Below are 24,035 nucleotides of genomic sequence, written 5' to 3'. Positions count from 1 at the left end.
CATCAGCCGTGGCAAGTTGTCATCTGGGATCATACATTATCTTGGGATTTTTGCCGAACAAGGAGGAAAATAGATGATTCCGCTAATCAATTTAAAAAAGCAGTTTCAAAAGGTGAAAGCCGACATTTTACATGAAGTCGAACTTGTATTAGACAGCGGCCAATATATATTGGGGCCGAAAGTCGCGGAGCTGGAGAAAAAAATAGCCGCAAAGCTCGGCGCGGGAGAAGCCGTAGCGGTTGCGAACGGTACGGACGCGTTAGTGCTGACGCTCGAAGCATTCGGCATCGGCAAGGGAGATGAAGTCATCACAACGCCGTTTACGTTTTTCGCCAGCGCCGAAGCCGTCTCAAGAGTCGGTGCGACTCCAGTGTTTGCCGATGTCGATCGGGAAACCTACAATCTTGATCCGGCTAAAATAGAGGAAAAAATCACACCGGCGACAAAGGCGATCATTCCCGTTCATCTTTTCGGCCAGCCGGCTGATATGGCTGAAATCACGGCGGTGGCCAAACGGCATGAACTGATTGTGATCGAGGATGCCTGCCAGGCGTTCGGCGCCACATATAAAGGCCGCCCTGTCGGCAGTCTTGGGGATGCAGCCTGCTTTTCATTTTTTCCGACGAAAAATTTGGGAACCTTGGGTGACGGAGGCATGGTGACCATCTCGGACTCTGAGGCGGCCCAACGGGTCAAAACGCTCAGAACGCATGGCACGAGCAAAAAATACTTTCACGACAAAATCGGCTATAACAGCCGGCTCGATGAATTGCACGCGGCCATTTTGCTGATTCTTCTTGAAAAGATCGACGGCTGGAATGAACAAAGAAGGAAAATCGCTGCAAAGTACAATGAATCATTGCGAGAAGCTTCATTTACACTGCCGGCGGAAAAGGAGGACCGCACACATATCTATCATCTCTATTGTATCGGCGCGAAAAACCGCCAGGAGATCATGCAATTGCTGAAGGACGAGGACATTCACTCAGGTGTTTACTATCCGTGCTGTCTTCATCTGCAGGATGTTTACGCTTCTCTGAAATACAAAAAAGGAGATTTTCCTGTCGCAGAGTCTTTATCGGAAACTTTGTTCGCCGTCCCGATGGATCCTTTCCTGACAAACGAAGAACAAGAACAGGTCATCTCCGTCCTGCTTGGCACAGGAGGCGGGCAAAAGTGACGCTTCATTTCGGCCTGATCGGCTGCGGCTACATGTCCAGAAAACATCTGCGCGCCCTCAATCTGTGCGACGGGGCGGAACTATCGGCAGTCAGTGATGTACAAAACGAAAGAATGGCGGAAGCGGCTGAATACTATGCAGCGATGGGCAGCACGAAACGAAACATCGCGCGCTATGAACAATATCACGATTTGCTTGCTGATGAGAACGTCGAAGCCGTGATCATTGCCGCCGTTTCCGGACTTCATGCGGAAATGGCGAAAAAGTCTTTGCTGGCGGGAAAGCATGTCGTCTTGGAAAAACCAATGACACTGTCTTTGAAAGATGCCGACGACATCATTGAGCTGGCGGAGCGGAAAAGTCTGAAGCTTATGGTCTGCCATCAAATGCGCCATCGGCCGATCATGAGAAAAATAAAAGACACGATCGAACAAGGCAAATTGGGAAAGCCATACTTAGGCGCCGTTTCGCTTCGCTTGAACCGCTCTCCTGCGTATTATGAGGCGGCCGCATGGCGGGGAAGCTGGGAAAAGGACGGCGGTATGCTCGTCAACCAGGGCATACATTTGATCGATCTTTTGCAATGGTTTTTAGGCGATGTAAAAAGCGTATACGGTGATATGCTGACCGTTTCACCCGCAAAGGAAACGGAAGATGTGGCCCTTGGCGTCCTGACTTTTGGCAATCAGGCAAAGGGGGTTATCGAAGCCAATATTGTCACACAGCCAAACAATCTGGGGAGTTCGCTTTCGATCTTTGCGGAAAACGGAGCGATTTCATTGGAGGGACCATCTTTAAACAAGATCAACCGCTGGTTTATCGCCGGGAAAGAGAAGGATAGGAAAGAAGCGGAAAAGCTGATTGATCAAGAGGGCGAGCAAACCGCCATGTACCAAAATTTCATCAGCGCCGTGCAATCAGATGAACCGCTTTTGATTGACGGATATGAAGGAAAAAAAGCGTTGCAAACCATTTTTGGCATCTATCAATCTGCACTGTCCAAAAGAGTCGTCGAACTGCCGCTTCCATCATTTCAAACGGCTGACATGAACAAGAAATAGGTTTGTGAAATAGTAAATCGTCCCTTTCAAAAAAAGATATGAATCATATTTTATTAAAGGTATGTATAGAAGGGGCGGTTTTATAAATGAAGGATCAGGAAAGTCAAAACAAAACGATAGCAGTCATAGGCCTAGGGTTTGTCGGCCTGCCCTTGGCGATGTTGTTAATCGCAAAAGGAATGCCGGTCATCGGCGTTGATTTGGACGAAGAAAAAATCGATTGTTTAAAAAGGGGAAAAAGCTATATATCCGATATTAAAGGCGAAACGGTGCAAAGCGGCATAGAGTCCGGCTTATTTCGCCCTGTTGCGGATTATCGGATGATCAAAGAAGCCGGCGCGGTCATCATTTGCGTGCCGACACCGCTCGATGATCAGTCCGGACCCGACTTGGCTTATGTGGAAAAAGCGGCGCAATCGATCGCAGAACACTTGCAAAAAGGCCAGCTCGTCGTCTTGGAAAGCTCGACATATCCCGGCACGACAAGAGACATCGTCAAACCGATTTTAGAGCGGAGCGGTCTGACTTGCGGAAGAGACTTTTATTTGGCCTATTCGCCTGAGCGGGTCGATCCAGGCAATCAATTCCCGATCGAAGTCGTTCCGAAAGTGGTCGGAGGAACGACGGCTCAATGTCTTGACCGCATCTATCGATTATACAGCGGGATTTACCAAGAGGTCGTGCCGGTGACATCTCCGGAAACTGCCGAGCTGACAAAACTGCTGGAAAATACGTATCGATTTATTAATATTTCATTTATTAACGAGTTCGCGATGATTTGCGACAAACTCGGCGTCAATGTCTGGGAAGTCATCGAAGCGGCAAGCACGAAGCCTTACGGATTTTCCGCATTTTATCCCGGACCGGGCATCGGCGGCCACTGCATACCAGTTGACCCTTTATATTTGCAGTTTATGATTAAAAAAATCGGCCTCTCAAGCGAATTTATCCAGCTGTCGGAGGCGACGAACGATCGAATCGTCCGCTATATTGCCGAGCGCTCATTGCAATTGGCGGGCAAGGATAAAGCGACGGAGGCGAATATATTCATCTACGGTGTGACATATAAACGGAATGTGGCCGATATGCGCGAATCGAAATCGCTCGATATCATCGAGAAGCTGATCGGCATGGGGGCCGCTGTTTCCTATCACGATCCGTACGTGCCGGAGCTTGATCTTCACGGTCAAAAGCTTTCCAGCAAACCGATCAATTCCGAGACTTTGAAACAATATGACTGTGTCGTCGTGTTAACAGACCATGCCGAACTTCCGAAAGATTTGTTCTTAGAACATGCAAAAGTCGTCTTTGATACGAGGGGCGTTTTAAGAGACGACTCTGGGAAAGCTAAAGTCGTCCAGCTTGGAAATGGTCTTTCGTAGCTGTGTTATCGGTCATCACAATGCGGATGAAACATAGAGGGTAAATCATTAAGAACAGATTGAAAGACCACCAGACCGGATCGAAATCCCCTCTGAACGCCCAAAAAGCGATGGCTTGCAGTCCGGAACAGAACGTTAACACAAGAGAAATGAGAGCGGCGTTTTTCCATAGCGGCCGCTTTTTTTTATGCAAATATAAGCTGATCAGGCCGCTGATTGAAATCAAAATATCAAGCGGCAAAAACGACCAATTCCAAGCGACGATGACCGGATTGTGATAATCCTTGAAGGCCGCCTCTTCCGGAATGAGGTGAAAAAGTGTAACAAACCAGTATAAAATAAAGCCGATATCTGTAATAAGCATTAGTGGTTTTACATATTTCACAGTTTTTCCTCCAGCTTCAATTAATTGGCCGATGCTCTGCAACATTTAAAGCGACGACTCCTGTGATAATCAGAATGATCGAAATCACTTTGAGGAGACTGATACTCTCACCAAAATAAAGAAACCCCATAACGGAAATGAAGACGATTCCCAATCCGGACCAAACCGCATAGGCGACCGCGATGTCCATTGTTTTCAAGGTAAGCGTTAAAAACACCAGGCTCGCAGCATAAAAAACAAGCAGCAGAATGCTCGGAATAATCTTTGAAAAACCGTTTGAAAGCTTCATGCTGATTGTACCCGCCGTTTCAAAAAGGATTGCCAAACATAAGTAAAGCCAATGCATAGCTGTTTCCCCCTATTTTTGTTTCGCACTGATGCCGTGGATCAGAATATCGACGGCTGATGTCAAAATTTCTCCCATTGTAAACCGGTTTTTCAGAGAAGAAGAGGGATCATAAATCTGACTCAGACTCCCTGTGTACATTTGAATGAATAGCGGCAAATGGATCTCTTTAATCATTCCTTGCGAGATCCCTTGTTTGAACAGATCTTCAACAACAGACCAATCCTCCTTTAAAAACACATCAAGTTTCAGCCATTGTTCATAATGGAATTTTTTCAATTCCGTCAATAAGCGAATATCCATTAACTCAAAATCAGCCGGTACGGAAATCAAGATTTGTTCGATTTTTTCGATTACCCCGAGCTGTTCATTAGCCGTGATGGCTTTCTCCTTTTCTTTAATTTGCTGGATTACATGATCGATCACTTGCTCAACAAGGTTGTCTTTTGAAGAGAAACATTCATAAATCGTGCGTTTACTGACGGATAATTGTTTCGCTAAATCGCTCATCGTAAAGGTAAACCCTTTTTGCTGAATCAGTTGAATTGTTTCTTGAATCATCCGTTCTTTCAATCCTGCTTCCTCCTTTTTGGTACTTAGGGAAACATTTTGGTACCAATGGTATTGTATACCGAAATCAAACATATGTAAACTTCTTCACACTCACGCCCAAATCAACCTGAGAATACAATGTGATTAAACAGGACGAAAAGGGTGAGGACCGTGTGGATGGGAATTCTGTTGATCATGTTGGGGCTGGGGCTCAGCATTTTCGCCGCCAGTTTGATTGTCAGTTATTTGTTTGTACTGCCGCACAGGAGCAGTTATGAAGAAACTTTCTTTAGCGGTGTCAAAAATGGGGAAATCATTGATGATGTCTTCGATTCACATCAAAAAGAGGAGCTGTTTTTGACGTCTAAGGACGGCTGTCAGCTGCATGCGATGCTTTTTCCTGTTCCAAAAAGCAGGAAAGCCGTCATGATCGCCCATGGCATCAAATGGTCGCTGTTTGGCGGCTACAAATATGTCGAACTGTTTCAGTCGCTCGGCTACCACGTTCTCCTGTGCGACAGCAGAGCCCACGGCTTAAGCGGAGGATCGCACGTTTCCTACGGATTTTTTGAGAAACACGATTTGGCAATGTGGGCGGATGAGCTTGAACAAAAGTTCGGCAAAGACCTTTATATCGGCGTCCTCGGCGAATCGCTGGGAGCGGCGGCTGCCGTTGAATTGATGAAACAAGACAGGAGAATCAAGTTCTGTATTGCCGATTCTTGTTTCAGCGATTTAACCGAACTATGCCGGTTCCAGCTGAAAGCGGCTGTCAAATGGGCTGTTCCGTTTCTGATTCCATTGACAAGCCGTCTGATCAAACAGCGCTACGGCTGGAGCCTTTCTGATATTTCACCTGTCAAAAACCTTGAAGAGACAGAGACGCCGCTTTTTATTATTCACGGGACAAATGATCAGCTTGTCCCGCTGCAAATGGCTAAAAGCCTGTATGAACGCAAAAAAGGAATCAAAAAGCTCTATGTCATTGAAGGAGCCGGACATGTCGGCGGGTTCAGCCAAAATCCGGAGGCGTATTTTAACAACATAAGAGACTTTTTGCTGAAAGTTGAGCCGGTCCACTCTGTTTAAAGCTTTTCAGCCGCCGCCGATCTAGTGCGCGCCTCATCGATCTTAGCGGCATATGACAATCCCCAGTTCATCATTTGATGAATGATCGGGATCAGGGTCTTGCCGAATTCTGTTAAACGATACTCGACTTTCGGCGGAACCTGTTTATACACTTCGCGATGAACGATTCCGTCGCGCTCCAGTTCGCGAAGCTGCAGGGTCAGCATCCGCTGCGTTATACCGGGCATCAAACGCCGCAGTTCATTAAATCGCTTTTTTTCATCGATCAAATGAAATAAAATCACGCTTTTCCATTTGCCGCCGATAATATCAATCGTCGCTTCCACCGGACACGAATAGCCTCCCGCTGTTTCGCATGCTCCCGGATATTTTTTCATTTTTCTCTCTCCTTAGTATAAAAAATGATACTATACCACAAAAATGTGCGTACTTTCTTATTCTCATTATAATCATTAGAATGGAATTGAAAAAGGAAAATACACTAAAGAGCAAAAGGAGAGAAACCATCATGGCAGATCAATCCAAAAAACAAGATATACTTGCTGCATATCAATTTAGACATGCCGCGAAAGAATTTGACCCGAATCAAAAGATTTCAGACGAAGATTTTCATTTTATTTTAGAAACGGGCAGATTGTCACCGAGTTCATTCGGTCTTGAGCCGTGGAAATTTCTTGTCATTCAAAACGAAGAATTGCGCGAAAAGCTGCGTGCAGTCTCATGGGGAGCACAGGGGCAGCTTCCGACAGCGAGCCATTTCGTATTGCTGCTCGGCCGTACCGCTCAGGAAATGAAGTATGATTCCGACTATATTGAAGAGCATCTGGACAATGTCAAAAAAATGCCGCCTGAAATTAAGGAAAACATGATTAAAAAGGGCGGTGTATTGAGTAAATTTCAAGAATCCGATTTTCATTTGCTTGAAAGCGATCGGGCGATGTTTGACTGGGTCTCTAAGCAAACTTATATCGCGCTCGGCAATATGATGACGGCGGCAGCGATGATCGGCATCGACTCCTGCCCGATCGAAGGCTTCGATTATGACCAAGTCCACGACATCTTGGAAAAAGAAGGGCTGCTTGAAGATGGAAAATTTGACGTTTCCGTCATGGTCGCCTTCGGATACCGCGTCAAAGAGCCGCGTCCGAAAACAAGACAGGAGCTTGATCAAGTCGTTAAATGGGTAAACTAAAGAAAAAAGCGATTCCGCCTCGGGCGGAATCGCTTTTTTTATGTTCACATTTGCTTGAGGCTGCGTTTTTTCCGCTGATAAAGGTAAAGGACGCCCCCGAATGCGACCAGCAGAAAACCGAGCATCAGCCAGTTATAGATATTCGTCGCCGTATCAGGCAATTGTCCGTTGAACGAATCCGGTGGGGCTTGACCGTCATCATGGCCGTCTCCATCAGTGCCGGACCCGCCATTGCTGCCGTCAGGTCCTGCAGGCTTTTCGCCGCCATCTCCGCCGTCGCCCGGGGCTGCGGGAGGCGTTCCGGCATGTTTGGCATTCAACACGGTATACTCGCTGAAATGATTCACATATCCGGCAACCGTATGCCCTTTGCTATAGCCGTTTTTCACCTTTGTGAAGCGGTTGTTTTTCCGGTCGACAAAATAAACGCTGTTTTTTTTGTCAGGCTGATCGACTTGGAAAAACAGTCCGACCGGCTCTTTAAACGTGCTGACGGCTTTTCCTTTTTGCCGAATGCTGAAGTCGTAGACGTTTGTGACAGCCTGTTTGATGTCTTTTGTGATCTTGATTGCGATCTTTGCTTCTTCGCTGGCCAGATTGACGGCCGGGAGATGCATGGCGATTTTATCGTTTTTCAATGTAATGTTTGGATCATTTGTTCTTTTCTTTACTAGATCAGTCTGTGCTTTTGTCATGCTCAGCTTGATGTTTTCTTTTTCTGTGTCAGGGAAATAGACGATCGCCTGGTTGGCGTTTGCCGCGTATGTTTGAAACGGCTTTTCAGCAAGTGTCCAGATGCCGTCCGCCTGCTTTTCAGGCAGGAATACTTCAGTGATTCTGTTTTCGATGTTCGGCGAAACCGCATCGTACGAATCTAGCTGCTCGGTGAAAATCTCGTAATCTGTAAACCCGAGGTCTACACCGTTTTTCGCTTCTTTAAAGACGGAGTAGCCGTCACCGCCGCCGCCCATGAAATTGTTGGTTGCGACACGGTACGTTTTCTTCGGATCGAGCGGCTCAGATTCTCCTTTTTCATTGACAAGCTTGACATCAAGGATACGCTCTCCTTCAGGCTTGCTCAATGTGAATGTAAAGGTTAAACCCGCTACATGAGGAAAAGCGCCTCCGCCTTCTTCGACCTGACTGACGCCGTGCTCGAGCGCTTCTTTAATTTGCGCTCCCGTCAAATCAGCGGCATAAAGCGTGTTGCCGAACGGCATGACGGTGAGCACTTCGCCGAGTGTAATCTCTCCTTTGTCAATGCTTGCTCTGATTCCGCCGCCATTTGTGATCGCGATATCAGCGCCGCCGGCTTGTTTCGCTTTCCTCAGCATACCGTCAGCGATGAAGTTCCCGAGGTTGGTTTCTTTTGAGCGGACATGCTCGCGCTTTCCGTCAAGCGGGACATCGGCATAGCCGACGACCTTTGTCTTTAAGTCTTCAATGGCTTCTTTAAAACGGTCGAGATCCTCTTTGGCGGCGCTGTCTTCCGCGGTATTTTCATCAATCGCGATCAAATGAGAGCTTGACTTGTCCGTTTGGATGACACCGTTGTTATCGAATGTAACATCGACTCTCCCTAAAAACTGCCCATAGTCTTTTGCTTGTGCGACGATCGTCGGCTCCTCATTTTCCACGACTTCCAAATGATCGACGAGTGTGTGTGTATGCCCGCCGATGATCAGATCGATCCCCTTCACTTTTTTGGCGAGCTCAAGGTCGCGGTTGTGGCCGAGATGGGTGAGGGCGATGATCTTGTTGACCTTTTCTTTTTCTTTCAGTTCCTTGACCGTTTTCTCCGCTGACTGATAAGCGTCATGAAACACAATGTTCGGCCCCGGGCTTGACGTATATGACGTATCTTCCGTCGTCAGCCCGAAGACGCCGACTTGTTCCCCGTTTACATCTAGCAGAATATATGGGTAGATTCCGCTTTCTTTCTTTTCGCCCGCCTTTAAGACAGACGGCTCTTTTCGAAATTTGTTCAGTTCAGGTTCTTTTGAAACATCGACATTAGAGCTGACGATCGGAAAATCCGGCTTTTCAAACCGGTATGTGTTTTCCGGGTCAACCGCGGTTCCGTTTCCGCTGAGAAAGTCTGCGAGCACTTTCGGTCCTTTATCAAATTCATGGTTGCCAAAAGTCATGGCGTCATAGCCCATCATGTTCATCAGTTTCAAATCGGCGAGCCCGTTCCATTTTGTAAAATACAGATCGCCGGAAAAGACGTCGCCGGCATCGAGCAGCACATTGTTTTCTGTTTCACTGCGGATTTCTTTCACTTTGGCAGCGCGCCTTGCCGCTCCATCAAGGTGGGCATGCGTGTCGTTCGTGTGCATGACTGTTAATGTCCAGTTTTCATCATCAACTGGAGGCTCTGAACCGTCAAAGTTCAGCTTATAGACGCCATATCCTTTGTTTTCGGATTCCCTGACAAAATCGATGTCCTGCGCTTTTTCAGCAAACGGTTTGGCGAGGAGGGAAGACTCGAATGTCACGTCGGCTCCTTTAATCGGAGCGATCGACCAGTTGTTGTCTGCGGCGGGATTGACCGTTTTCTTTTCCATAATGTAGTTCATGAGTACCTGCCTGTTTTCATCTGCCGCCGCATAAACGACTTTGTCCTGAGTCAGATGCGGGAATCCGCCGCCCCCGGAGGCGCGGTAATTATTTGTGACGACAAGGAATTCCTGGTCGTCGCGGACGGGTTTTCCGTTGTAAGACAACAGTTTGACGCGGTTCGCCTGCGGATTTTTCACCCCGCCTGAGGCATTGTATTTTGCCGGTTGTGTGACATCGATCTGGTAGGTCACACCGTCAATGACATCGAAATTATACGACCTGAAATCGGGGTTGAGGAGCGCCTGTTCACCCGATTTTGAAGGATCGATCTGATTGAACTGCCCGGCCGACATTTCGATCCAGTCCTTCACCTCGCTTCCCGTCAGTTTGACGATATAGAGCGTATTGTCGTACAAATACAAATCGCCGATGTTTTTGATCGCAAGGTTTCCTGCTTTAATATTTGTATAATAATCAGCACCGTTGCGTCCTCCTGCTTTGAACGGCGCGCCCGCTGATAAAATCGGCAGGTTTTCGTATTCCGTTCCCTTCATGACATCTTCCGCATACCATTTTTGTGCGTCTGTGACAATCTGGATTGAAGGATCGTCTTTTACCTGTGCGAAAAAGCTGTTAATATCAGCTTCCGTTTGGCCAACCGGCGCGCGGACATATTCAAGCGTTTTTTCGTGCGTGTCTTTAATCGCGGAAACGACGGTTTCGTTTCGCGACGTCACATTTCCGGCAATCGCTTCCGTTTTTGCGCTGGCATTGTTCACTGTCCATTTGCCGCCGTCCTGTTCAAGCTGCATATCGATAATTCCTAAATGGCTGCCCCAGTTCTTCGGCATGACGACAGGAATGCCGTTGATCGTTCCTTTTTGGTTGTCGATCACGCCGTTACCGGGATAGTCGGTGCCGGGGAACAGACCGTGCTGATGTCCGGAGATGATCGCATCTATTCCTTCCGTCTTGAGAGCCAGGTCATAAACGGCGTTTTCGGCTCCCGCCGCCTGTTCGCCATTTTCAATTCCGGAGTGGGCGATCGCGATGATCACGTCGGCGCCTTCCTGTTTCATTTTTGGAATCGTTTCTTTCGCTGATTCGGTGATGTCCTGCACTGTGATTTTGCCGTCCAGGTGCTTTTTATCCCATGTTAAAATCTGAGGCGGAACGAAGCCGATGTAGCCGACTTTAAGCTGGTGCTTTTGGCCGCTTTCATCCGTCACCGTCCGGTCTTCAATATGATATGGGGTATATTTGTTCTTTCCGTCCGGTGTTTTAATATTGGCATTGACGATGGGAAATTCGGCCCCTTTTATCGTGCCGTCAAGGAATTCAAGGCCGTAGTTGAATTCGTGGTTTCCGAGCGTGCCGGCGTCATAATGCAGTTTGTTCATGACATCAATGATCGGGTGTGTTTTCGTTCCGGAGATAATCGATTCACGTTCATGTTTGAAGATGTATTCCCCTAGAGGGTTTCCTTGAATTAAGTCGCCGTTGTCGACAAGAATCGTGTTCGGATTTCGGCTCCGGTACTTTTCGATCAGCTGAGCCGTTCGTGCCAGTCCGAATTCAGCCGTTTCTTTGTCGGCATAGTAGTCATAATCCATCATATGGGCGTGGATATCTGTCGTACCCAAGATGCTGAGGTTGATCAGCGGGTGTTCATTTTGTTCTTCTGCATATGTCTGGGTGTTTGGCATGAGTAAACTGAGTATCATCACTGAGGTTAGCAGAATACGGAGAATGTTTTTCCTTGAAAACCGTCTTTTCTGTATTCCCACCATTTCTCCACCTTTCAGATTAGAGTAACAATTTCTATTGTAAGAACTTTTTGTAAAGTTTTGTAGAACTTTCGTTGCGAATATTGTAAACACTCAGAAAATGATTCCAAAGTCTGTCTCTGTCTGCTGGATGACTTAGGTACTTTGTCGCGAGGATGTGGGGATGTTTTATTTAGTGTGGCAAGGGTAAATGGATTTATGTAGACAGAAGCTTCCGGGAGGGTGATCAATATGAGCAAAAAAATTGCAGTTGTTCTGACAGATTACTTTGAGGATTCGGAGTATACCGAGCCTGCGAAAGCGTTCAAAGACGCCGGACACCAGCTTACGGTTATTGAAAAAGAGACAGGCAAAACGCTGAAAGGCAAGCAAGGCGAGGCGCAAGTGGAAACAGATGTGTCCATTGATGAAGTCAGCCCTGCTGATTTTGACGCATTGTTGATTCCGGGCGGATTTTCGCCGGATATTCTCAGAGCCGACCAGCGTTTCGTATCGTTTGCGAAAGCCTTTATGGATGACAAAAAACCGGTGTTTGCGATCTGTCACGGGCCTCAGCTTTTAATCACCGCCAAGGCTCTGGACGGGCGCAGTGCGACAGGCTACACATCGATTCAAGTCGATTTGGAAAACGCCGGGGTTAAATTTAAAGACGAGGAAGTTGTCGTCTGCCAAAATCAGCTTGTCACAAGCCGGACGCCTGACGACATCCCTGCTTTTACACGCGAATCTTTGAAGCTGCTCGGCTGATGAAAAAAGACCGGAACAGATTTCCGGTCTTTTTTATGTTTATTTTCGGAGTGCAGCGAGTTCCTCTGCGATCGCCTGCATTTCACTCGGGCTGAAAGATTTCTTTTTCATCACCATTTGATGGAGATATTCAAGATCTTCAAGCTTTTCGTTGCTAAAGTCTTCCGCTTTGATCACGCCGATGTTCAGCATGTTTAATTTTTGGGAGATCTCTTCGATCATTTTGTTCAGCTCGGCTGTTTTCTGATCAGACAATAAGGCACTTCCTTTCTCTGACGATTTCGTAGTCTTTATTGTAACAGAAATGTCCGAGAAGAAAAGAACCGTTATCGCCAAAGCGAGCGGCATCAAACGGAAAGGGACTTTTCTTTTTCTTGTTTTTCCGCTTTGATTTTTCCAAGAATCTGTTTTGACTCATAGATGACGACGCCTGTTAAGCCGAGGAGGCCGATTAAGTTTGGAATCGCCATCAGGCCGTTCAGCATATCCGCGAGCGCCCACACGAAATTATCCTTAAAGATCGCTCCGAAAAAGACGGCGATGACAAAGATGATGCGGTAGTAAATCGCATACTTTTCATTGAGCAGGTAAGTGAAGCATTTTTCTCCGTAGTAGGACCAGCCCAAAATGGTCGAATAGGCGAACAGAAGCAGGCCGATGGCGACAATCGTGGAGCCGGCGGGACCGAGAAAATGTTCAAATGTCATCGATGTCAGCGCATCATTCTGCTCTGACAAATACATTTTACCCATGACGATCGAAATACCCGTAATAGAACAGACGACCAGTGTATCAATGAAAACCTGAGTCATCGAAACGAGCGCCTGCCGTGCCGGCATATCGGTTTTCGCAGCCGCGGCAGCGATCGGCGCTGAACCGAGCCCAGCTTCGTTTGAGAACACTCCTCTGGCAACGCCCCAGCGGATGACGGTTCCGATGGCTCCTCCGGCCACGGCCTGACCGGTAAAGGCGTCGGAAAAAATTAAGCCGATGGCGCCGGGGACAAGCTCAAAGTTTGTCACAAGAATGATCAGCCCGGCGATCACATAAAATAAGGCCATAATCGGAACAAATACGGAGGTGACTTTTCCGATGCTCTTGATCCCTCCGAGAATGACAAGCGCTGTAAAAACGGTGACAATGATACCCGTGATCCAGACAGGAACGGAAAACGTTGATTTCATGACTCCCGATACAGAGTTCGCCTGAACCATATTGCCTATTCCGAAGGCAGCCAAGGCCCCGAAAATAGCAAATAAAACACCGAGCCATTTTTGCTTAAGCCCGTGTTCCAGATAGTACATCGGGCCCCCTGACATTTCGCCGTTTTTGTCTTTTACGCGGAATCTGACGGCGAGCACGGCTTCGGCATATTTCGTCGCCATTCCAAAAAAAGCGGCCAGCCACATCCAAAACACGGCGCCCGGGCCCCCGGCGATAACAGCTGAAGCGACCCCGACGATATTTCCCGTGCCGACAGTGGCGGCCAGTGCGGTCATCAACGCCTGAAAATGAGAGATGTCTCCTTCTGAAGATTTATCCTGATTTTTGCTAAAGGCCAGCTTTAAAGAATAAGGCAAAAGTCTGATTTGCAAAAAGCTGAGCCTGAATGTCAAGTAAACACCTGTGCCGACGATGAGAATCAACAGCGGCGGCCCCCATAAAAAACCATTCATTTGATCGACTATATTTGAGAGCAATTTCAATCCCCCTTCGTTTTGTGTCTAACTAGAATATTCTGAAAGTTTGTTAGATTTGTCAATAGCCTAGTTAGATTTTCTTCCCGAAGTTGAAAAAACGAAAAAAATCTTTAGTATAAAATCAAGTACGTTTTTCTTTCTGAAAAGAGGGGAAAGAATAGAGGAGGCTGCACCATGATCAAAGTTTTATTTGTCTGCCTCGGCAACATTTGCCGTTCGCCGATGGCGGAAGCGGTATTTCATGACATGCTCAGGAAAAACGGGCTGGATGGCAAGATTGAAGCTGATTCAGCCGGCACCGGAAATTGGCATGTCGGCAAACCGCCACATGAAGGCACAAGGACATTGCTGGCCGAAAAAAAGATCAGCTGTGAAGGATTGTACGCAAGGCAGGTCACTGCGAAGGATCTGAAAGAATTCGACTACATCATCGCCATGGATGCGGAAAATGCCGGGAATGTCAGAAGCCTGGCGGGATATCAGCAAAAGGCCGTCATCCGGCGTCTGCTTGATTATGTTGATGACTGTCCGACGGATGATGTCCCTGATCCATACTATACGGGGAATTTTGAAGAGGTGTACGAACTCGTGGCAGAAGGCTGCCGCCAATTGCTGAAAGACATTCAAAAGACACACAATTTATAAAAATGGAGGGAGAGATTTTTATGAAAGGCGAACGCGTTTTCATCAGAAACATCCTCCTCGGCGCATCGGTCGGGGCTGTCTTGTCTTTGCTGCACAAACCGACGAGAAAAGCATGCTGTGAGAAACTCTCGGCATGCCAAAACAAAATCAGCCTTTACCGCGAGAATCCCGGTATGCTGACCGAATGTGTAAAAGAGAAAATCGAAAAGACGAAAAGGCTGACGGCGTCTATTTCGGACGATTTGACCTTTTTGAATAAACAGATTAAAGAATTGAAGGAAACGACCCCGAAAGTGATGGAACTGATCGAGGAAACAAAGGACCACTTCTCGGCAGGGTCCACCAATCGTCTGGAGTGAGAAAAATGTTCGGCTTTTTAAAAGAGCTTGTGTGGCGCTACTATCTCCATGAAGGGCCGAGCAAATCGGCGGAACTTGCCTACTTTTTTCTCCTGTCCCTGTTCCCGTTTATGATTTTTTTATTGACATTGATCGGCTATCTGCCAATCAAAACGGGGGATGTCATCGGGCTGATCGAGCAGTATGCACCTGAGAATACGATGTCTGTCATCAAAGAAACGTTACATACAGGCAACAGGGGGCTGCTTTCTTTCGGGATTATCGCCGCGCTCTGGTCTGCATCAAACGGATTGAACGCGATTGTCAGGGCCTTCAACCATGCATATGAAGTCGAGGAAAACCGCTCATTTATTATGGTCCGGCTGACGTCTATTCTTCTGACCGCCGCGATGGTCTTCACGATTTTAATCGCGCTGCTTCTTCCGGTATTCGGCAGGGCGATCGGCCATTTTATCGCCAATCTCGACGGAACGCCTGAGATGTTTTTGACAGCCTGGTCGGCGCTTCGCTGGGGGATCAGTCCGCTGATATTGCTGATTGTCTTTACGGCTTTATACTATTTTGCCCCGAATAAACGGCTTTCGTTCAAATATGTGTTTCCCGGGGCCGCGGCGGCAACCGTCGGCTGGATTCTCGTCAGTGTCGTGTTTTCTTACTATGTCAACGAATTCGCCAACTACAGTGCCACATACGGGAGCCTCGGCGGCATCATCGCTTTAATGATCTGGTTCTACTTAAGCGGTATGATGATTATAGTAGGAGGGGAAATCAACGCCCTTTTACATAAACGTAAAATCATTCCTGATGAAAATCCGCGAGAATTGAGCAATCTAAAAAAGAACGAGTGAATCGTTCAAGGAGCGGAGGGATGATCATGACAAAGCATACGAAAAAAGGCGGAAGCCATAATAAACAAAATTCAAAGCAAAGCTCGAAGCATAAAACGAGCGGAAGCGCCAACGGGCAAAACGGATATCATTAAGGCGCTTCATCAAAAAGGGCCGTCTCTTTGAGACGGCTCATTTTTTGGGCGCAGGCAAAGCCGTCACATCCTGTGAGCGTCCGCTTCCGACTGGCCGGCGAAGTTTTTCGCGGTTTTCGGTTTGCCTAACAGCACTCCGGTCCATATACAGATCATGACAATGGTGATCAAAAAAAACAGGTTTCCGTTTTCAAAGGTCTGCATATACCAGCCGCCCGCGACAGGACCGAAAATGCTGCCGAAGCTGAAGGTCATCCCGCACATCAAGTTACCGGCGGGAAGAAGGTGCTTAGGCAGCAAATCGGCCATGAAGCTGATGCCGAGAGAAAATGTCGACCCCACAGCCATTCCCGCCACAAAAAAACAGATGGACAAAAAGAGCACGGAATCAGAAAAACCGGACGCGAAAAAACAGCTTGCCCCGACAGCCAAAATGACGAGAAGAACGTTTCTTCTGCCGTATGTATCACTCAAAATCCCAAGCGGATACTGAAAGATGATGCTGCCGATCGCAAAAGCTGGCAAAATCAGTGAGACGCCTTCAACCGTAATCCCCGATCTGAGCGCATAGACCGGAAAATTCCCGTTCAGCGCCGTTTCCAAAAAACCGTAGCCGAACGTCGGCAAAAAGGCGACCCAGCCCAGCAAAAATGCTTGGAGAAAACGCTTCAGACTATTATCGGAACGCGTGTCAGAAGCGCTTTTTTCAGGGAATTCATTGCTGAGGCAAAAAACAAACATCCAAGCCAAAAGGCTGAAAGAGGCGGAGATGATAAACGGAAGTGACGGCGAAATCTCAACAAGCGGCGTTAAAAAAGGTCCGGCGGCAAACCCCAATCCAAACGAAAGCCCGTACAGCGAAATGTTCCGTCCGCGGTTTTGCCCGGAAGATAATGTGGTCACCCATGTCTGTGTTGAAAAGTGAAGCATATGATCGCCGATGCCGATCAAGAGCCTTAAAAAAAACCACACGATATAAGACTGAAAAAAAACAAAGCTGAAGAGACTGGCGACAACCGTCACACCGCCGATCATGATCAGCGGTTTAAAGCCGAGCTTCCGAAGCGGCGCCTCCATGAACGGGGAAGCGAGCAAAACGCCGATATAAAGCCCTGTCGCATGCAGGCCGTTCATTGCCGCCGAATGGCCCTCCTGCTCGAAAATGACAGAGATAACCGGCAAAAGCATCCCCTGGGAAAAACCTGATATACTGACTATCAATACGAGTATAAAAAAATGAAATCGTCTCATCGCCTATTCTCCTTATTCCTTCATCCTCCTTTGATCGTAAACTTTAGGAAGTTTTTAGGCAAGATGGTTTTTAACAAGAGGTGGAAAACATGAACATCAAATGGAATCAAAACGGTTTTCACGCGGACTTGGCATTTGGCGGCCTCGATATATCAAGCAATGAAGAAGCAGGCTTCAGACCCTATCAGCTTATGCTGGCTTCCATCGCCGCATGCAGCGGAACCGTTCTTCAGAACATTTTGGAAAAGAAACGGATACAGCTTGAGGAGATGACCATCCAGACAAAGGAAGAGCGGGTTCCCGAAGAAGCGGGCCGCATCAAAAGCATTCATCTTCACTTTATTGTAAAAGGGAAAAATCTGAAGGCTGAGCACATGAAAAAAGCGCTCAGGATCGCCTTGAAAAACTGTTCGATGGCCAGGTCTGTTGAAAACTGTATCGACATCAAGGAAACGTTTGAGATTGAGTGAATGTTTAGAGCACTCTGCAATGCGGAATCAATAAGTATGTCTGCATATAATCCGAAAGGTTCGTACAACAATAACCTACAACGAAAAAAGTAAAGAAAAGAGGAATTGAAAATGGGCCGTATCTTCTTTTTGATGATGGCTGCCGGTGTTCCCCTTTCCATTGCGGGGAGCCTGTTGCATTGGCCGTCAACTTTGCTGTTTATCATTTATTGTCTGACCATCATCGCGCTGGCAAGCTATATGGGCAGGGCGACCGAGAGCCTTGCGATTATTGCCGGCCCCAGAATCGGCGGACTGCTCAATGCCACATTCGGCAATGCCGTTGAACTGATCATTTCGATTTTTGCTTTAAGGGAAGGGCTGGTCGGCATTGTGCTTGCATCTTTGACAGGTTCTGTTCTGGGCAACCTGCTGCTTGTCGCCGGCCTGTCGTTTTTCATCGGCGGTTTGAAATATAAACGCCAGGAATTTAACGTGTATGATGCCAGACATAATTCGGGACTGTTGATGTTTGCGATCATCGTCGCCTTCGTCATCCCTGAAGTGTTCGCGGCGAACATGACGGAGCCGCGGAAGCTGTCGATGAGCGTCGGTATCAGCGTCATTATGATTCTGCTTTATGTAGCGGCGCTTTATTTCAAGCTTGTCAGCCATCGCGGCGTCTACCAGACGAACGCAACCGAGGCTCAAGAAGAGCACGAAGACCCGGAATGGAATGGAAAGCGCGCGACATTGATTTTGCTTTTGGCCACAATTGCCGTCGCCTACATTTCCGAAAATCTCGTCCACACCTTTCATACGGTGGCTGAACAATTCGGCTGGACCGAGCTGTTTATCGGTGTCATCATCGTTGCGATTGTCGGCAATGCAGCGGAACACGCTTCCGCCGTCATTATGGCTTATAAAAACAAAATGGATGTCGCGGTCGAAATCGCGATCGGGTCAACGCTGCAAATTGCGATGTTTGTCGCACCAGTGCTCGTGATCGCTTCTTTGTTTTTTGAAACGAGCATGCCGCTTGTCTTTACTTTGCCTGAACTCGTCGCGATGGCGTCTGCCGTTCTGTTAATGGTTGTGATTTCCAATGACGGGGATACCAACTGGTTTGAAGGAGCGACATTGCTGGCGGCCTATATCATCATGGGGATCGGGTTTTTTCTTCTTTAAAAAAATTGGGATAAAGGCGTCCTATCCGGAAAACAATAAGGGAAAAGAAACAGAAAGAGTGATAGTATGAAAAAGCTTTTGTATTTTGCGCTGACTGCGTTTTTATCCTTTAGTTTTTTCGCTGTACAGGAAGCTGATGCAGCCAAGCCGATCAAAATTCCAAGCTCTGTCACAAACATTTCCAAAGAGAACACATACCCGAACGCTTCACAGGACCAGCCGCGGCTGCAGCCGAGCGAGCTAGCCGAAGAGCTGCTGAAAACAACCGATATCGCGATTGAGAACCCTCATCTGATTAAGATGCTGAATGAGTCAAGCATATCCGGTACACCGCTGGCGATCGGGTACAGAGCGACGATCTATTTGGGAAAATGGGCGCTGGGATATACATCGAATGAAACCGTTGCGAATTGGGAATACCGCAAAATTAACACAAACCGCTTTGACAACAGAGGCGGAAAAGCGCCGGCCGAAATCACTTATGCACAAGAACAGACAAGCAAAATCAAAGGCGGCTTAACGGCAAAAGTGCCGAAAGCAGAAGATGTCAAAAACATGATGATGCTCAAAGCCATGGAAAAAACGAAGCTGCCGCTCGCTTTTGAAACGGTGGTCGGAGCCGGTACAAAGCGCGATCAGGTCTACAAGGTGCCGCCGAAAAAACTCGGCCTTCTAAACGCGTATGCACCGGCAGTGAATGAAAAAGGAAAGGTCACATATGGCGAGGTCTATCTCGTTTTAAAAGGCAATAAAAGAAAGCTTGTCGTCAAAAACATCACATCTCAAGGGATCGGAGCGTGGATTCCTGTACAGGATCACCTGACATTCGGTTTTCAGCTGAGCCACCAGCCGAGATAAAGAAAAAGCAAGCCGGTTCATCAGGCTTGCTTTTTCTTTATACTCTCGCTTTCCGGGAAGAAAAATCAACATCTTGATAATAGCTGTTTTTGACGAGCACATTAGGGCCGAGGCATTTGACATTCGGACAATGGCAGTTCAGCTCTTGGGCCAGCTCTGTATTTCTCCACTTCGCATAGGCGCTTTGCAGACTGTCTGTTTGAATGTTGCCGAGCGGCGGAGTGTCGCCGAAATCGGTCACGATGATATCGCCGTCAAAAATATTGACATTCAGGCGTGATCTGCCGTCAGGGTCGTTTCTGACCGTGACGTTTTTCGCATCGCGCAGCCTTTTTAAAAGAAGCTGATCTTCCGGATCAGGACTGCAGGCGTAAAATGGCAAAGTGCCGAACAGCATCCACGTCTGCTCATCGCGGATGTCGAGAAGGTGATGGATCGCTTTTCTCATCTCCTTCAAGCTCAAGGATTCAAGGGCACTTGCAAAATCGCTCGGGTACATCGGATGCACCTCATGCCGCTGACATTTCATTTCGTCGACGATTTGACGGTGGATATGTTCAATATGAGGCAGTGTTCGCTTATTGAGCATCGTCTCAGCGGAGACCATCACCCCTTCGTCAACAAGAATCCGGCTGTTTTCGATCATTTTCTCAAAATAGCGGGCTCGCTGGGCAAACGTCGGCTTTTTATCCATCATCGCAAAGCCGATTTCGGCAAAGTCTTCGACGGTTCCCCAGTTGTGTGAGATGTGAAGCACATCCAAGTAAGGGATGATCAGCTCATAGCGGCCGATATCGAGCGTCAGGTTTGAATTGATCTGCGTCCGTACGCCGCGCTCGTGCGCATATTTTAATAAAGGAACAACATATTCCTTGACCGATTTTAATGAAAGCATCGGCTCGCCGCCGGTAATGCTTAATGAACGGAGCCGCGGAATCTCATCGAGCCGCTTGAGAAGAAGGCTGAGCGGCAGTGCATTCGGATCCTTCGGCCTGAGCGTATATCCGACGGCACAGTGCTCACAGCGCATATTGCAAAGAGTCGTCGTTGTAAATTCAACATTTGTCAGCTGTATATCTCCATATTGGTCAACGTCCATATATGCTTCCCACGGATCATATTCCGGGGTAATCGGACGAACCTGCGTTTTTTCTGTCATCGCATATCTAACTCCTTTATTGATAGGACATACTAATATAGCCCAACTATTCATTTTAGACCTCATCTTCAAGCTCTGCAAGTGACGGATCATTGAAAAAAGGCTGTTTATAGGCTACCATAAAGGAACAAAAGGAGGAGAAGCATGGGTAACGCAGTACATGACAAAGAACAGCAAGTCAATTATTTGAAAAACAGATTGGATATGTTTATGTCTGTCATCGATTCGTTAGACCCTGAATCGACGGACATTGAAGATATTGACAGACTGATCAGTATGCTTGACGATTTGGAAGCCAAATATGAACGCTTTAAAAAAGACTGGAAATAAAACCGCGCATCCCGCCGCGGTTTTTTTGTTTTCCAAGTGTTGCTTGGTATGAAAAGATGACCGGTTTTGCACAATAAGAAAAAATGAGGTTGGGAGCGAAAATCATGAAACGAATCTGTGCAGCATGCTGCGGATTCCTGCTGATGCTGACCTTTGCGGCCGATGCCGAGGCGATATCCAACAAGGCGATTCATTGGGGTTTTTCCAAAAGCAAAAACCATCAGCCGGCAGATGCGGGAAAAGAGCTGAACAGCCTGTTAAAGCAGTATGATGCTTTTTATTTGGGCAACACAAAAGAAAAAACGATCTACTTAACCTTTGACAACGGCTATGAAAACGGCTACACGCCCAAGGTGCTTGATGTCTTGAAAAAACAAAACGTCAAAGCGGCCTTTTTTGTAACGGGGCATTTTGTCAAAGACAAACCGGAGCTGATTAAACGCATGGCTGAAGAGGGCCATATTATCGGCAACCATTCATATCACCACCCTGATTTAACGACAAAAACAAGCCGCGTCATTCAGGAAGAATTGGAATCCGTCACAGAAGAAGTGGAGAAGATCACCGGCAAAAAGGACAATCTCTACCTGCGGCCGCCGCGCGGTGTCTTCAGCGAGCGTGTGCTTAAAGAAACAAAAAAACTCGGCTATCAAACCGTTTTTTGGTCAGTTGCTTTTGTCGATTGGAAAATCGACGCGCAAAGAGGATGGAAATACGCTTACGACAATATGATGAAGCAGGCTCATCCCGGTGCCATCTATCTGCTTCATACGGTATCAAAAGACAATGCGGAAGCGCTTGATCAAGCCATCACAGACTTAAAAAAAGAAGGGTACACATTTAAAAGCCTTGATGATTTGATGTTTGAAAAATATATGATGCTAAAGACCCTTTAAAAGGAAAAACCTCCTGAAATTACCTGAGGGGGTTTTTTGTTTATTTCATCTTTTATATTTCCCCTAGTCAATTCCATAGAATAAAAAACCATTTTATATACATATATTACTAGATTTGCAGACGTAATAGGTATATGATAGAAATGAAGGGGGAGTAAACCATGTCAAATACAGTAAAGTCAGTCACATCACCCAAAAAATTTATAGCAGGAAAACGATTGCTAGAACATTTAAACGACTACATTAAAGATTTTGGCGACAAGGCTTACATCATTTGCGACGAATTTATTTTAGAGCGGGCTCAGAAAGAAGCCGGAGATTCGATTCAAAAAGCCGGTAATCAAGCCGTTTTTGAAAAGTTCAATTATGAATGCACACAGGAAGAAATCGACCGCAACCGCGGGCTGGCGCGCGAGGCAGGCGCCAATATCATCGTTGGCATCGGCGGCGGAAAAACGCTTGATACCGCGAAAGCGACCGCTTATTATGAAAAGCTGCCTGTTGTGATTTTCCCGACGATCGCTTCCACAGATGCTCCATGTACGGCGCTTGCCGTGATTTATAAACACGACGGGTCGTTTGACCGCTATCTGTTTTTGCCGACGAACCCGGATGTCGTTCTGGCGGATTCAGAAATTCTATCAGGTGCGCCGGCGCGCTTTTTCGCAGCCGGTATCGGCGACGCGTTGGCGACGTATTTTGAAGCGCGGGCATGCTATCGTGCAAACGGTGATAACCTCGTGCTGATGAAGCCTTCAACAACAGGCTTGGGCCTTGCGCGCCTCTGCTATAACACGCTCCTGGAAAACGGCGTGAAAGCGATGCAGGCCGTTCAGCGCAATGTCTCAACCCGAGCCGTTGAAGACACGATCGAAGCGACGATTTATTTAAGCGGAGTCGGCGCCGAATCGGGCGGGCTCGCCGCAGCCCATGCGATCCACAACGGCATGACGGCAGTTCCCGCTCTTCATAACGCCCAGCACGGGGAAAAAGTGACGTTCGGCCTTCTGGCACAGCTCGTCCTTGAAAACGCCCCGGCCGAAGAGCTCGAAACCGTCATCAACTTCATCAAAGGCGTCGGCCTCCCATTAACACTGAAAGATTTGGGTGTCGACGAATTTGTCGAGGAAGAATGGCGTCAAGTCGCTCAAAGCGCCTGTGCGGAAGGAGACACAATGGGCAACATGCCATTCCCTGTCACACCTGACGACGTATACAGCGCCATTATTGCCGCCAATGCGATTGCAGAATCTTATCATGATTGATCATGAAAAAAGCCGCTTCCTCCATGGATGCGGCTTTTTTATTTGAATCGGTGATGATTTCCTTCTCGGTCTATTTGCAGACCTTAACCCTTATGCCGGGTTCTTCTAATAAACCTGGATGCTGTATGTCTTTTGCGAAGTCGACTGTTTCCGCTTTAAAGGCAAATCCATCGACAATTCGAGGCGTGAGCATGACAAGCTCAGTCTCTTTTCCATCATTGTTCAGCTTGACCGTGCAGTCCATGTTTCCGCCTTCTTCATCTCCATCATATTCACATGAACTTGCTTGTTGAATATATTCCACCGTGTCTCTTCCTGACGCGTTCCATTTCAGCAAGAACATCAATTGCTCTGTTAAAAGCGGGTAGACCGCTGTAAATCCGATAATGAGCAGGAATAGCTTCAAGCGAATCCAAGCCACCTCTCTGTAATAGAGCGAGGTCAGCGCAAATCCTGTGATCATGAGCAAAAGCCCGGCCAAAGAAACGTAATGCAGTCCGGCCGAACTTTGGACGGGGCCGCCCCAAAAATGTAAAACCGCTTCACCTGCCGATACTTGCCGATGGGTTTTGGCGCAAAGCAGCAAACCGAAAACCATCAGGCAGATGCCGGCCGAGCCTTTGTGCAGCTTCATATGATTCCCTCCTTATCTATAGAAATAGTCGAAGGG

At 47.4% G+C, this 24,035-nt stretch carries 25 protein-coding genes; 15 read left to right on the top strand and 10 right to left on the bottom strand.

Annotated elements, in window-relative coordinates; genetic code table 11:
- Positions 1 to 73: 73 nt before the first annotated feature.
- From M654_RS19445 to M654_RS19435, 3 genes are all read left to right on the top strand, one after another.
- Positions 74 to 1,180 (top strand): DegT/DnrJ/EryC1/StrS family aminotransferase, encoded by a 1,107-nt coding sequence (locus M654_RS19445; RefSeq protein ID WP_026589585.1) that lies wholly within the window; start codon positions 74 to 76, stop codon positions 1,178 to 1,180.
- Positions 1,177 to 2,241, top strand: coding sequence for a Gfo/Idh/MocA family protein (locus M654_RS19440; protein WP_026589584.1), 1,065 nt, complete (start codon positions 1,177 to 1,179; stop codon positions 2,239 to 2,241). Before M654_RS19445 ends, M654_RS19440 begins: the two co-directional genes overlap by 4 nt.
- Positions 2,242 to 2,327: 86 nt before the next feature.
- Positions 2,328 to 3,623, top strand: a complete 1,296-nt coding sequence (locus tag M654_RS19435; RefSeq protein ID WP_026589583.1) for a nucleotide sugar dehydrogenase — start codon at positions 2,328 to 2,330, stop codon at positions 3,621 to 3,623.
- Here M654_RS19435 and M654_RS19430 read toward each other — a convergent pair.
- The 3 genes from M654_RS19430 to M654_RS19420 are packed head-to-tail and all read right to left on the bottom strand — an operon-like array spanning position 3,589 to position 4,927.
- A complete protein-coding gene (locus M654_RS19430; RefSeq protein WP_026589582.1) occupies positions 3,589 to 4,008 on the bottom strand; it encodes a YvaD family protein in 420 nt (139 codons plus the stop codon). The two genes, M654_RS19435 and M654_RS19430, sit on opposite strands and share 35 nt — an antisense overlap.
- Positions 4,009 to 4,024: 16 nt before the next feature.
- The gene (locus M654_RS19425; RefSeq protein ID WP_026589581.1) at positions 4,025 to 4,354 is read right to left on the bottom strand and encodes a DMT family transporter; all 330 of its coding nucleotides are present in this window, start codon (positions 4,352 to 4,354) and stop codon (positions 4,025 to 4,027) included.
- A gap of 12 nt (positions 4,355 to 4,366) precedes the next feature.
- Entirely contained in the window at positions 4,367 to 4,927 is a 561-nt protein-coding gene (locus M654_RS19420; RefSeq protein WP_026589580.1) for a TetR/AcrR family transcriptional regulator, read from the bottom strand.
- A 156-nt stretch (positions 4,928 to 5,083) separates the two neighbouring features.
- Between M654_RS19420 and M654_RS19415 the strand changes: the two genes are divergently transcribed.
- Positions 5,084 to 5,995: an alpha/beta hydrolase gene (locus tag M654_RS19415; RefSeq protein ID WP_236251286.1), complete on the top strand. Its 912-nt coding sequence runs from the start codon at positions 5,084 to 5,086 to the stop codon at positions 5,993 to 5,995.
- Here M654_RS19415 and M654_RS19410 read toward each other — a convergent pair.
- Complete coding sequence (locus tag M654_RS19410; RefSeq protein ID WP_026589578.1) at positions 5,992 to 6,372, bottom strand: winged helix-turn-helix transcriptional regulator; 381 nt, start codon at positions 6,370 to 6,372, stop codon at positions 5,992 to 5,994. The two genes, M654_RS19415 and M654_RS19410, sit on opposite strands and share 4 nt — an antisense overlap.
- Positions 6,373 to 6,503: 131 nt before the next feature.
- Between M654_RS19410 and M654_RS19405 the strand changes: the two genes are divergently transcribed.
- Positions 6,504 to 7,187 (top strand): NAD(P)H-dependent oxidoreductase, encoded by a 684-nt coding sequence (locus M654_RS19405; RefSeq protein ID WP_026589577.1) that lies wholly within the window; start codon positions 6,504 to 6,506, stop codon positions 7,185 to 7,187.
- A 44-nt stretch (positions 7,188 to 7,231) separates the two neighbouring features.
- Here the strand turns inward: M654_RS19405 and M654_RS19400 are convergent, their stop codons facing one another.
- Positions 7,232 to 11,539 (bottom strand): multifunctional 2',3'-cyclic-nucleotide 2'-phosphodiesterase/3'-nucleotidase/5'-nucleotidase, encoded by a 4,308-nt coding sequence (locus M654_RS19400; RefSeq protein ID WP_035428769.1) that lies wholly within the window; start codon positions 11,537 to 11,539, stop codon positions 7,232 to 7,234.
- Positions 11,540 to 11,767: 228 nt separating this feature from the next.
- Between M654_RS19400 and M654_RS19395 the strand changes: the two genes are divergently transcribed.
- A complete protein-coding gene (locus M654_RS19395) occupies positions 11,768 to 12,283 on the top strand; it encodes a type 1 glutamine amidotransferase domain-containing protein (RefSeq protein WP_026589575.1) in 516 nt (171 codons plus the stop codon).
- Between the two features lie 39 nt (positions 12,284 to 12,322).
- Here M654_RS19395 and M654_RS19390 read toward each other — a convergent pair whose 3' ends face one another.
- Together M654_RS19390 and M654_RS19385 are read right to left on the bottom strand one after the other, a co-directional pair.
- Complete coding sequence (locus M654_RS19390; protein WP_003179785.1) at positions 12,323 to 12,538, bottom strand: DUF1128 domain-containing protein; 216 nt, start codon at positions 12,536 to 12,538, stop codon at positions 12,323 to 12,325.
- Positions 12,539 to 12,630: 92 nt separating this feature from the next.
- Entirely contained in the window at positions 12,631 to 13,959 is a 1,329-nt protein-coding gene (locus M654_RS19385) for an alanine/glycine:cation symporter family protein (protein WP_142246035.1), read from the bottom strand.
- 198 nt (positions 13,960 to 14,157) lie between these two features.
- Here M654_RS19385 and M654_RS19380 point away from each other — a divergent pair, with 198 nt between their 5' ends.
- From M654_RS19380 to M654_RS19370, 3 genes are read left to right on the top strand one after another with little or no spacing between them, the layout of a single operon-like run.
- A complete protein-coding gene (locus M654_RS19380) occupies positions 14,158 to 14,628 on the top strand; it encodes a low molecular weight protein-tyrosine-phosphatase (RefSeq protein ID WP_026589573.1) in 471 nt (156 codons plus the stop codon).
- 20 nt (positions 14,629 to 14,648) lie between these two features.
- Positions 14,649 to 14,987, top strand: a complete 339-nt coding sequence (locus M654_RS19375; protein ID WP_026589572.1) for a hypothetical protein — start codon at positions 14,649 to 14,651, stop codon at positions 14,985 to 14,987.
- Positions 14,988 to 14,992: 5 nt separating this feature from the next.
- The gene (locus M654_RS19370) at positions 14,993 to 15,835 is read left to right on the top strand and encodes a YihY/virulence factor BrkB family protein (protein ID WP_026589571.1); all 843 of its coding nucleotides are present in this window, start codon (positions 14,993 to 14,995) and stop codon (positions 15,833 to 15,835) included.
- Positions 15,836 to 16,032: 197 nt separating this feature from the next.
- Here M654_RS19370 and M654_RS19365 read toward each other — a convergent pair whose 3' ends face one another.
- Positions 16,033 to 17,220, bottom strand: coding sequence for an MFS transporter (locus tag M654_RS19365; protein WP_026589570.1), 1,188 nt, complete (start codon positions 17,218 to 17,220; stop codon positions 16,033 to 16,035).
- An 89-nt stretch (positions 17,221 to 17,309) separates the two neighbouring features.
- On the opposite strand from M654_RS19365, the gene M654_RS19360 reads away from it, so the two are divergent.
- The 3 genes from M654_RS19360 to M654_RS19350 all read left to right on the top strand — a co-directional run bounded on the left by M654_RS19360 (position 17,310) and on the right by M654_RS19350 (position 19,715).
- Entirely contained in the window at positions 17,310 to 17,690 is a 381-nt protein-coding gene (locus M654_RS19360) for an OsmC family protein (RefSeq protein WP_026589569.1), read from the top strand.
- A gap of 111 nt (positions 17,691 to 17,801) precedes the next feature.
- Positions 17,802 to 18,857 (top strand): calcium/proton exchanger, encoded by a 1,056-nt coding sequence (cax, locus tag M654_RS19355; protein ID WP_026589568.1) that lies wholly within the window; start codon positions 17,802 to 17,804, stop codon positions 18,855 to 18,857.
- A 66-nt stretch (positions 18,858 to 18,923) separates the two neighbouring features.
- Positions 18,924 to 19,715 (top strand): YfkD famly protein, encoded by a 792-nt coding sequence (locus tag M654_RS19350; RefSeq protein ID WP_026589567.1) that lies wholly within the window; start codon positions 18,924 to 18,926, stop codon positions 19,713 to 19,715.
- Positions 19,716 to 19,752: 37 nt separating this feature from the next.
- On the opposite strand, the gene yfkAB is transcribed toward M654_RS19350, so the two are convergent.
- A complete protein-coding gene (gene yfkAB, locus M654_RS19345; RefSeq protein ID WP_026589566.1) occupies positions 19,753 to 20,874 on the bottom strand; it encodes a radical SAM/CxCxxxxC motif protein YfkAB in 1,122 nt (373 codons plus the stop codon).
- Positions 20,875 to 21,018: 144 nt separating this feature from the next.
- Between yfkAB and M654_RS19340 the strand changes: the two genes are divergently transcribed.
- The 3 genes from M654_RS19340 (at position 21,019) to M654_RS19330 (ending at position 23,365) form a co-directional block, all read left to right on the top strand.
- On the top strand, positions 21,019 to 21,204 hold the full coding sequence (locus M654_RS19340) for an SE1561 family protein (RefSeq protein ID WP_026589565.1): 186 nt from the start codon (positions 21,019 to 21,021) through the stop codon (positions 21,202 to 21,204).
- A 104-nt stretch (positions 21,205 to 21,308) separates the two neighbouring features.
- A complete protein-coding gene (pdaA, locus tag M654_RS19335) occupies positions 21,309 to 22,100 on the top strand; it encodes a delta-lactam-biosynthetic de-N-acetylase (RefSeq protein WP_026589564.1) in 792 nt (263 codons plus the stop codon).
- Between the two features lie 161 nt (positions 22,101 to 22,261).
- Positions 22,262 to 23,365: a glycerol dehydrogenase gene (locus M654_RS19330; RefSeq protein ID WP_026589563.1), complete on the top strand. Its 1,104-nt coding sequence runs from the start codon at positions 22,262 to 22,264 to the stop codon at positions 23,363 to 23,365.
- Between the two features lie 70 nt (positions 23,366 to 23,435).
- Here the strand turns inward: M654_RS19330 and M654_RS19325 are convergent, their stop codons facing one another.
- A complete protein-coding gene (locus M654_RS19325) occupies positions 23,436 to 23,999 on the bottom strand; it encodes a hypothetical protein (RefSeq protein WP_051290474.1) in 564 nt (187 codons plus the stop codon).
- Between the last annotated feature and the right edge of the window lie 36 nt (positions 24,000 to 24,035).

Source organism: Bacillus sp. NSP9.1, from assembly GCF_000465465.2.
GTDB classification, from domain to species: Bacteria; Bacillota; Bacilli; order Bacillales; family Bacillaceae; genus Bacillus; species Bacillus sonorensis_A.
This window is presented reverse-complemented; position numbering and strand designations above follow the sequence as displayed.

What these genes read in the sequence shown, in the direction of transcription:
- M654_RS19365 (WP_026589570.1), bottom strand. Translation starts at nt 17,220, where the DNA reads ATGAGACGATTTCATTTTTTTATACTCGTATTGATAGTCAGTATATCA.
- M654_RS19410 (WP_026589578.1), bottom strand. Translation starts at nt 6,372, where the DNA reads ATGAAAAAATATCCGGGAGCATGCGAAACAGCGGGAGGCTATTCGTGT.
- M654_RS19405 (WP_026589577.1), top strand. Translation starts at nt 6,504, where the DNA reads ATGGCAGATCAATCCAAAAAACAAGATATACTTGCTGCATATCAATTT.
- M654_RS19415 (WP_236251286.1), top strand. Translation starts at nt 5,084, where the DNA reads ATGGGAATTCTGTTGATCATGTTGGGGCTGGGGCTCAGCATTTTCGCC.
- M654_RS19360 (WP_026589569.1), top strand. Translation starts at nt 17,310, where the DNA reads ATGAACATCAAATGGAATCAAAACGGTTTTCACGCGGACTTGGCATTT.
- M654_RS19380 (WP_026589573.1), top strand. Translation starts at nt 14,158, where the DNA reads ATGATCAAAGTTTTATTTGTCTGCCTCGGCAACATTTGCCGTTCGCCG.
- M654_RS19400 (WP_035428769.1), bottom strand. Translation starts at nt 11,539, where the DNA reads ATGGTGGGAATACAGAAAAGACGGTTTTCAAGGAAAAACATTCTCCGT.
- M654_RS19350 (WP_026589567.1), top strand. Translation starts at nt 18,924, where the DNA reads ATGAAAAAGCTTTTGTATTTTGCGCTGACTGCGTTTTTATCCTTTAGT.
- M654_RS19375 (WP_026589572.1), top strand. Translation starts at nt 14,649, where the DNA reads ATGAAAGGCGAACGCGTTTTCATCAGAAACATCCTCCTCGGCGCATCG.
- M654_RS19385 (WP_142246035.1), bottom strand. Translation starts at nt 13,959, where the DNA reads ATGAATGGTTTTTTATGGGGGCCGCCGCTGTTGATTCTCATCGTCGGC.
- yfkAB (WP_026589566.1), bottom strand. Translation starts at nt 20,874, where the DNA reads ATGACAGAAAAAACGCAGGTTCGTCCGATTACCCCGGAATATGATCCG.
- M654_RS19330 (WP_026589563.1), top strand. Translation starts at nt 22,262, where the DNA reads ATGTCAAATACAGTAAAGTCAGTCACATCACCCAAAAAATTTATAGCA.
- pdaA (WP_026589564.1), top strand. Translation starts at nt 21,309, where the DNA reads ATGAAACGAATCTGTGCAGCATGCTGCGGATTCCTGCTGATGCTGACC.
- M654_RS19445 (WP_026589585.1), top strand. Translation starts at nt 74, where the DNA reads ATGATTCCGCTAATCAATTTAAAAAAGCAGTTTCAAAAGGTGAAAGCC.
- M654_RS19370 (WP_026589571.1), top strand. Translation starts at nt 14,993, where the DNA reads ATGTTCGGCTTTTTAAAAGAGCTTGTGTGGCGCTACTATCTCCATGAA.
- cax (WP_026589568.1), top strand. Translation starts at nt 17,802, where the DNA reads ATGGGCCGTATCTTCTTTTTGATGATGGCTGCCGGTGTTCCCCTTTCC.
- M654_RS19435 (WP_026589583.1), top strand. Translation starts at nt 2,328, where the DNA reads ATGAAGGATCAGGAAAGTCAAAACAAAACGATAGCAGTCATAGGCCTA.
- M654_RS19340 (WP_026589565.1), top strand. Translation starts at nt 21,019, where the DNA reads ATGGGTAACGCAGTACATGACAAAGAACAGCAAGTCAATTATTTGAAA.
- M654_RS19425 (WP_026589581.1), bottom strand. Translation starts at nt 4,354, where the DNA reads ATGCATTGGCTTTACTTATGTTTGGCAATCCTTTTTGAAACGGCGGGT.
- M654_RS19395 (WP_026589575.1), top strand. Translation starts at nt 11,768, where the DNA reads ATGAGCAAAAAAATTGCAGTTGTTCTGACAGATTACTTTGAGGATTCG.
- M654_RS19325 (WP_051290474.1), bottom strand. Translation starts at nt 23,999, where the DNA reads ATGAAGCTGCACAAAGGCTCGGCCGGCATCTGCCTGATGGTTTTCGGT.